Origin of the sequence: Raoultella sp. T31 (assembly GCF_002806725.1) — a bacterium.
GTDB lineage: Bacteria > Pseudomonadota > Gammaproteobacteria > Enterobacterales > Enterobacteriaceae > Klebsiella > Klebsiella electrica.
Genome location: NZ_PIBO01000023.1, coordinates 66,670 through 73,689 on the forward strand (window position 1 = coordinate 66,670; position 7,020 = coordinate 73,689).

Here is a 7,020-nt window from a genome sequence, read left to right on the forward strand (position 1 = left end):
AATAGAGATTACTGACGAACGCCAGATGCATTTTTACGATCGATAACCACACGGGCATGGTTAATGATCGGCGCATCAATCATTTTGCCGTTCAGTGAAATCACCCCAAGGCCATTACGTTCACCGTCTTCGGCCGCGGCGATAACGCGTTCTGCATAATCAACCTCTTCCTGGGTTGGTGCATACGCATTGTGCAAAATTTCAATCTGCCGTGGATTAATCAGAGATTTACCGTTAAAGCCCATGCGCTTAATCAGATCCACTTCTTTTAAAAAGCCAGCTTCATCATTAATATCGGCGTAAACCACATCAAAAGCATCAATACCGGCCCCACGGGCGGCATGTAATACCGCACAGCGTGCATAAAACAGCTCGGTGCCATCTCCGCGTTCCGTTTGCATATCCATCACGTAATCAAATGCCGCCAGCGCAATACCCATCAGGCGTTGAGAAGAGCGGGCGATAGCGACGGCATTAATCACTCCCACCGCAGATTCAATCGCCGCCATTAATTGCGTGGAGCCAACCGGGCGGCCGCAGCTTTCCTCAATACGGACAATTTCACGCTCAAGCTGATAAATATCTTCCGGCGTATCCGTTTTCGGTAAACGGATAACGTCAACGCCCGCCCGCACTGCCGCCTCAAGATCTTTTAAGCCAAAGGGTGTATTTAGCGGATTAATCCTGACAACCGTTTCAATATCTTTATACATGGGATGCTGTAAGGCATGAAAAACCAGCAGTCGCGCGCTATCTTTTTCTTTCAACGAAACGGCATCTTCCAGATCAAACATAATTGAATCAGGTTTATAAATAAAGGCGGTCGATAGCATGGCTGCGCTTGAACCTGGCAAAAAAAGCATACTGCGGCGTAATTTTTTCATCATAATTTTTCCCACAAAATTTCTTTGCTGTCCGTTCCCCGAAGGATTGCAACCTGCATCCTGGCGCGGATAACACAATCCAGTGCGCCTTTATCTTCAACGATAATTTGACCCTGCGTAATATTAAACGTGGAAAGTGTTTCCTTCACCACCGCAGTAATCTGCTCGCCAAATTGCTTGTATACTTCACTGTTGATCGTGATATCCAGTCCATCTTCATATGGGCTGACTTTAACAACCAGATCGCTCGACTCCAGCGTTCCGGCCATTGCCGCCTTGACTATTTTCATATTAACTTCCTGAACAATTATTGATTAAGCCCCAGTCAGATATACATCTGGCTGCTTAGATTGATTCGCTTCTAACCATTTATATAGATAAGGCATAGTACTTTCCGGCACCCTGCTTTTCACAGCCTGAAGATCTTCATTTTTTAATAATTTCCGCACGGCAGAGGCAGATATCGGTAAATTATTATCATCGGTCATTCTCTGAATTTCGTTAACTTTGATGCTGGCAGCCGGTATTGTCATTTCATCTTCCAGCCAGTGATGCATCGCACAATTATACTGTGCCGTGACCTTGCAGTATGGTTCAGTGCCCACAAAACGCTGATTAATATTTAAAGCCGGCGCAATGTAGCGACGAAACATGAGCAAATCAATTGCCGCATACACTTCATTAACAATTTGCTTTTCTTTGAGAAAGTAGCCAGGAAAGGTCCCGCGAGAAATAATATATCTTGAACCCGGGTGCACGGTAATATTAGGCAAATGCCGTGAACCATCCTGCACCATGGCGAAGCGTTCGCGGAAAGAAAACTCTGACAGATCTTCCTCAACGACAAAGACATGCAGCCAGTCACATGCTTTTGCTGCCTGCTCGATCAAATACTGGTGCCCTAAAGTGAAGGGATTGGCATTCATCACAATCCCCCCCACATTCGCGGCCATCACCAGATGATGACTGCGCAACTGTCGGCAATAATGATGGATGCCAACAGGCGTATTCTCCATTAACGTCGCCCGGTTATCGAGGGTCACCAAAGGATAAAATCCACAGCCCTGGAATGACTTAACATTATCAGGAGAAGTCAGGAGAAAAAGTTGATGTTCACCGTTCTGAATAGCCTGCAGTTCTGCTTCATGAACGATTTGCAGGACTAAGGATGTTCCGCGCCATTCTCTCTCGACAGCAATGCATTTCAATGTATTTCCCGCAAGCCCGACGCAGGCCACCAGATGCCGGTTACAACGTGCAACAACAAACTGTTCGATATCTTCATCGATGCCTAATCCATTACTCTTCAAAAAAAGGACAATCTCCTCTCTCAGAGCACCGTTGCTAGTTTCAACTGTTTCGAATTCTAGCGCCTGGTCGGTATACATCTTATTTCTCCTGAAAATATCTTTATAGGTTGTCGACTATCTGTTTGCTCTGCCAGCTATTACGATGCCAGTAAGTCGTACTGAGGCTGTGATTCCACGATGGTATTTGTTAAACGTCCGATATTTTCAATCACCACTTCGACCCGATCGCCTTGGTGCATAAACAGAGGAGGCGTTCTCTTTTTCCCGACGCCCCCCGGAGAGCCGGTAATAATCACATCACCGGCACTGAGTGAAGTGAACGTACTGATATAGCTAATCAACTCGGCTACCTTATGGATCATACTGGCTGTCGAATCATTCTGAACCAACATGCCATTCAGGTAGGTCTGGATTGATAAAACATGCGGATCGGGGATTTCGTCGACGGTGGTCATACAAGGGCCGAACGCACCTGTCTGCGGCCAGTTTTTACCTGCGGTAAACCAGGCATGCTGCCAGTCGCGCACCGAACCGTCCATATAGCAACTGTATCCGGCTACGTGGCTCATTGCGTCACAAACATCGATATGAATACCTGGCTTGCCAATAATGACCGCCAGTTCTCCTTCATAATCAAATTCGTTTGATAATGCGGGTTTAATCACCTCTGTCGCATGACCCGTCTGCGAGTCAGGAAAGCGAACAAAAAGGGTTGGCGCGTTGTTGGTTTCAGAAAATTCTTTTCGCTTATCGGCGTAATTCATTCCAACACAGAATATTTTCCCCGGCGACTCAATAACAGGCAGGAAGGTAATATCATCGACAACGACATCTGCGGGATAATCTATATATTGTCTGGCAATATCAATGGCATTCCACTGCAATAAATCTTTCAGAGTACTATATTGATGACCAATTTTATCACCGAGATCAATAATACCCTGGTCAGTAAAAATACCATAGCTTTTACGACCATGATGGCTATAGCTTGTTAATTTCATAATGGAGCCTGCTTATCTATTCTATTTCAAAGTCTGTCTGTGTTCACGCCACTTAGCGTGGCGTGAACTATTTGGTTATTATTTCAATGATTCTGCCGGCACCAGGGATTTCCCTTCGCTGGCGGATAAATATGTCGCAACCACTGCGCCCACGGCGAGTAATGCGATGATGAATCCTGTCATTCCCTGCCACCCCGTTGAGTGGAAGACAAAACCGTTCACAAAGCCGATAACCGACCCACCCATGTAGTAGAAGAACAGGTACAGAGCGACGGCCTGGCCACGTGCTTGCGCTGCATTTTTACTTACCCAACTTAACCCAATTGAGTGACAGCCAAAGAAACAACCGGTAAAAATGACCGCGCCGATAATAAATGTGACTACGTTGGAGGTTAACGTCAGTAACATACCCAACGCCATAATCACGAACAGCGCACGCAGAACTTTCATACTGCCATATTTTGCAGAAAGTCGACCGGCCTGAGGCGCAGTAAAGAAACTTAATGCAAAGCTAAAAGAAAGCAGTCCCGCATTCGCTGGTGAAATATGGAATGGTTCTCCTTTCAGGAAGAAAGCCAGGTAGTTATACAGAGAGGTAAACACCCCAAAGATGATGAAACTGATAACAAATGCTAACGCCAGTTTTTTATTTTTAAAATGTGCTGCGGCACCTTTCACTACCCGCAGAACATTCAGGTTTTGTGTTGGTTTAAAGTTTTTCGAAGCCGGTAGCAGGAAGTTAACCAGTACCGCTACCACAATCAGGCTGACGGCAAAACCGTAGAATATGGTATTTATCGAAATATGTTCAATCAACTGGCTGGCAATAATACGACCGGACATTCCCCCCATTGAATTACCAAAGACGAAGTAGCCCGTCACAACCCCGGCAACAACGGGTGCGACTTCTTCACTGATATAGGCCGTTGCCGCCGCGGCAATCCCGCTGAGCGCCAGCCCAATAATGGCACGCAGAGCAACCAGCATCGCCCATGACTGAACCAGAGGACACAGCAGTGTCAACATGCCTCCCAAAATCAGGGAAACAACGATCAGTTTTTTTCGGCCATAATGATCGGATAATGTTCCCGTAAATAATAGTCCGATCGCCAGCAGCGCCGTTTCTGCAGAGAGAATGATACTGACCTGGCTGACCGGGACGTCATATTCAACGGCCAGCACCGGTAATAGCGGTTGGATAAAAAAAAGCGAGGCTAGCTCAGCCAGTCCAGATAAAGCCAGCGCCAGTATCACACGAATATAGTTACTGACTTTTGCCGGATCCGGGCCTTCCAGATTATGTTGAGTAGTAGTTATAGCCATAATATCCTCAATATTATTTTTTTGGTGTAGAGTACTGTAGCTCGCAGGAGCTAAAGGGTATCAATTGCTTTCAATATTTAGAAACCGTTAAATAGCTTCTGATAAAACCGACTCCGGAATGCAAACTTCACCTTCAAAAAGCTTACGCGAAGTGCGGATTACTGCCGCGCGTGTTTTCTCGATTGCACTCCCGTCTTTGAGTAACGATACGGAGATTTTTCCGCTTGGATGTTCAATATTAATAATATTGGTAAAAGGCGTCTTGAGTTGTTCTGAAACAATTTTATGAGCGACAGAGCCTTCAATAATCGTTGCTGTTGAAATACCAATCGAGCCCGTAATCGCCAGCGATTTATGACAGTTATGCGGCATAAAGTAGCGAACTCTGATCGTCCCTCCGGCGCTCGGTTTGCTCAGTAAAACCGGTTTGGGAATAACTTTATCGGAGACATCACCAAATCCCATTGCGACACCGGCCTGACGACGAATTTTTTCCAGTCGTACCATGAATGACCGATCGGCATCAAGTTCTGCCGGGGTTTCGCCGCCCGTTTTTCCCATCTGCTCGGCATTAATCAGCACCATCGGCATGGCCATATCAATACAGGTCACTTCCACACCGTCGATCACATCAATGACGTTACCGGTTGGCAGTAACTTCCCGGTCTTGCAGCCCGCAGAGTTCAGGAATGTCAGACCGACAGGAGCGGCGGTGCCTGGTACGCCGTCAATGTGGGTATCGCCTTCGTAATTGACATAAAAGTCCGGTGTCTGTATTTCGGCATCAACCAGCGTTCCGGTGTTAAGATTACGGATACGCACAGTCGTTACCGGACTTTTCGCTTTCACAAGGCCTTTTTCAATCGCAAAAGGGCCAACCGCGCACAGCATGTTGCCGCAGTTTGGCGTCGTATCGACACGACGCTCGTTGACCATAACCTGGGCGAATAAATAGTCGACATCCGCATCCGGACTGTCCGACGGGCTCACGATAGCCACCTTGCTGGTCTGAGGACTCCCTCCGCCAATACCATCAATTTCGAGTTCATGGCCTGCACCCATCAGGCCAAGCAGTACAGCATCGCGCTCCTCAATTTTTGTCGGTAAATCGCTAGCCAGGATAACCGGGCCTTTGGAAGTACCACCACGCATCAGTACGCAAGGAATCTTCAACATTTTTTTCTCGTTTCACCTGGTTGTTAGAACAACGTCAGGATTCCATAACCGAATAGATAACTCCAATGTCAAAAAACAAACGATTAATACGTTTTGCGCATAAATAAGCGTTGCGTTAGGATGGGGATCAGACGACGTATCCAGAGGGGTAAAATCTCATGCAGCATGAGCTACAAGGGATACAAGCTTTTGTTAAGATTGCAGAAATTGGCTGCTTCACAAGAGCTTCGCATTTTCTTCACATTTCGCAACCAGCGTTAACACGCAGAATTAAAAAACTTGAAGAGAGTCTGGGAACAACCCTATTCGAACGGTCAACCAGAAATGTAAAACTCACGGCGGTTGGAAGAGAGTTTTTACCTAAGGCAAAGAATTTAATAGATTTTTATGAAAGCTCGATTCTGAGTATCAAGGAAATGGCGACACATCAAAGCGGGGTGATAACCTTATCCTGTCTACCGACGGCCGCGTTCTATTTCCTTCCCTCGGTCATCAGAGACTTTAACCATCATTACCCCAATATCCGTATCCGAATCCTGGAGCACAGTGCAAGCGATTGCCTTGAAGCCGTATTAAATGGCGATGCAGATTTCGGCATAAACATGATAAATATCACACATCCGAATATCGATTTCACACCGCTGGTGAATGAACCTTTCGTTCTGGCCTGTCGGCGCGACCACGAGTTAGCGCAGAAATCGCTGGTCCTGTGGGAAGATCTGGCCGACTTAAGACTCATTGGCGTAAGACGCTCGAGCGGTAACAGGTCATTGATTGATCAGGCGTTTGAGGGCGTGGAGTGGAAGCCAAACTGGTTTTACGAAGTCAGGCATTTGTCGACATCGCTCGGCATGGTGGAAGCCGGTCTTGGCGTTGCGGTCGTCCCCAGTCTGGCGATGCCAACCGATGAGCATCACATCCTTGTCAGCCGCCCACTTGTTGAACCCGTCATTCGTCGAACGTTAGGGCTCGTTCAGCGCCGAGAAACAGCGCTAAGTCCGGCTGCTGAAAAGTTCAGAGAGATGCTGTTGCAACTTTGGTCGCAGGACGCCAACAGCCCGTGGATAGGGAAATTTACAACGTAATCCAGCTCTTGCCTTGCCCCCACCATATATCGTCAGACATGCCGCAAGCGATCTGGCGATAGAATTCTCTGGCGGGTAGGTGCTCATCCGGAAAATGAGTGCCACTGTTTTATGGGTTGGCCGGTTGAGAATACCTTCCCATTGATGTTGCTGCTTACAGTGTAAGCATCCCGTTTTAGTTCCACGCACTTTTTGAGATTTCCGGTGTTTCAGCCATCAGCCGGTACTCTTCCGGCGTCAG

General features: G+C 47.1%; 7 protein-coding genes and 1 pseudogene. 1 reads left to right on the forward strand and 7 read right to left on the reverse strand.

All coding sequences use genetic code 11. The features are described from left to right. Positions 1-8 precede the first annotated feature (8 nt). From citE to CWM52_RS16200, 6 genes are all read right to left on the reverse strand, one after another. Complete coding sequence (citE, locus tag CWM52_RS16175; RefSeq protein WP_100685032.1) at positions 9-884, reverse strand: citrate (pro-3S)-lyase subunit beta; 876 nt, start codon at positions 882-884, stop codon at positions 9-11. After that, positions 884-1,174, reverse strand: a complete 291-nt coding sequence (gene citD, locus CWM52_RS16180) for a citrate lyase acyl carrier protein (RefSeq protein ID WP_100685024.1) — start codon at positions 1,172-1,174, stop codon at positions 884-886. The genes citE and citD overlap by 1 nt, the downstream gene beginning before the upstream one ends. Before the next feature lie 24 nt (positions 1,175-1,198). Next, positions 1,199-2,272, reverse strand: coding sequence for a [citrate (pro-3S)-lyase] ligase (gene citC, locus CWM52_RS16185; RefSeq protein WP_100685025.1), 1,074 nt, complete (start codon positions 2,270-2,272; stop codon positions 1,199-1,201). Between the two features lie 59 nt (positions 2,273-2,331). Next, on the reverse strand, positions 2,332-3,195 hold the full coding sequence (locus tag CWM52_RS16190) for a fumarylacetoacetate hydrolase family protein (protein WP_100685026.1): 864 nt from the start codon (positions 3,193-3,195) through the stop codon (positions 2,332-2,334). Positions 3,196-3,273: 78 nt separating this feature from the next. Beyond that, positions 3,274-4,518 (reverse strand): MFS transporter, encoded by a 1,245-nt coding sequence (locus CWM52_RS16195; RefSeq protein ID WP_100685027.1) that lies wholly within the window; start codon positions 4,516-4,518, stop codon positions 3,274-3,276. Positions 4,519-4,605: 87 nt separating this feature from the next. Next, positions 4,606-5,694, reverse strand: a complete 1,089-nt coding sequence (locus tag CWM52_RS16200) for a 4-oxalomesaconate tautomerase (RefSeq protein WP_100685028.1) — start codon at positions 5,692-5,694, stop codon at positions 4,606-4,608. Positions 5,695-5,852: 158 nt separating this feature from the next. On the opposite strand from CWM52_RS16200, the gene CWM52_RS16205 reads away from it, so the two are divergent. After that, on the forward strand, positions 5,853-6,779 hold the full coding sequence (locus tag CWM52_RS16205; RefSeq protein ID WP_100685029.1) for a LysR family transcriptional regulator: 927 nt from the start codon (positions 5,853-5,855) through the stop codon (positions 6,777-6,779). Positions 6,780-6,954: 175 nt separating this feature from the next. Here CWM52_RS16205 and CWM52_RS26515 read toward each other — a convergent pair. After that, positions 6,955-7,020 (reverse strand): annotated as a pseudogene (locus tag CWM52_RS26515) (integrase); the annotation flags it as partial.